1 protein-coding gene and 1 pseudogene are annotated in these 522 nt (G+C 31.6%); both read right to left on the minus strand.

The genetic code is table 11. The annotated features are described in order from the left end of the window. Window positions 1–10 precede the first annotated feature (10 nt). Window positions 11–247: a hypothetical protein gene (locus VQ048_RS12505; protein ID WP_064971114.1), complete on the minus strand. Its 237-nt coding sequence runs from the start codon at window positions 245–247 to the stop codon at window positions 11–13. Continuing rightward, a pseudogene (locus VQ048_RS12510) lies at window positions 244–522 on the minus strand (hypothetical protein); the annotation flags it as partial. The gene VQ048_RS12505 and the pseudogene VQ048_RS12510, both read right to left, overlap by 4 nt.

The following is a 522-nucleotide window of genomic DNA, read 5'->3' on the forward strand; positions in this document are numbered from 1 at the left end:
TTTCTAAATTTTAAATTACTTTGTACTCTTCAATCATATATTCTACTTCTTCGTCAAACCCTTGTGTTTGCTTCTTATTTTTAAGCATATACAAATCGGATTTTGATAGTTCTTTGCGGTATCTCTCCCTGCTAATTTCAGCAATTAATTCAATGGCTTTTTGAAAGTTGTCCGTAACATATTCTATTGTCTTACTTTCATTGCTGTGCCATTTGTCGGTTGTGAAAATGATATATGCGTTTTTCATATTATTGAGGTTTCTAAGTGGGTTATTTTATCTATTGGATACCCTTTGTCTGTGAATTGGTAATTTTCTTCCGCAAACATTTGTATAATGTATTCATCAGCGGTTAATCTTTCGTATTCTTTTTGTAGTTCTTTGTATAAATGTTGGTTCAAATCATTTAAAACACTTTCCACCCATTTCAATAGTTTTTCAACTTGATACTCAATGTGTGGGTATTCCTTACTATCATCGTTAAAAGTGTACTCCCAATCAAAGTGCAGATAATAGTATCGGTG

Source organism: Bergeyella anatis (assembly GCF_036016955.1).
Lineage (GTDB): Bacteria > Bacteroidota > Bacteroidia > Flavobacteriales > Weeksellaceae > JAYWXI01.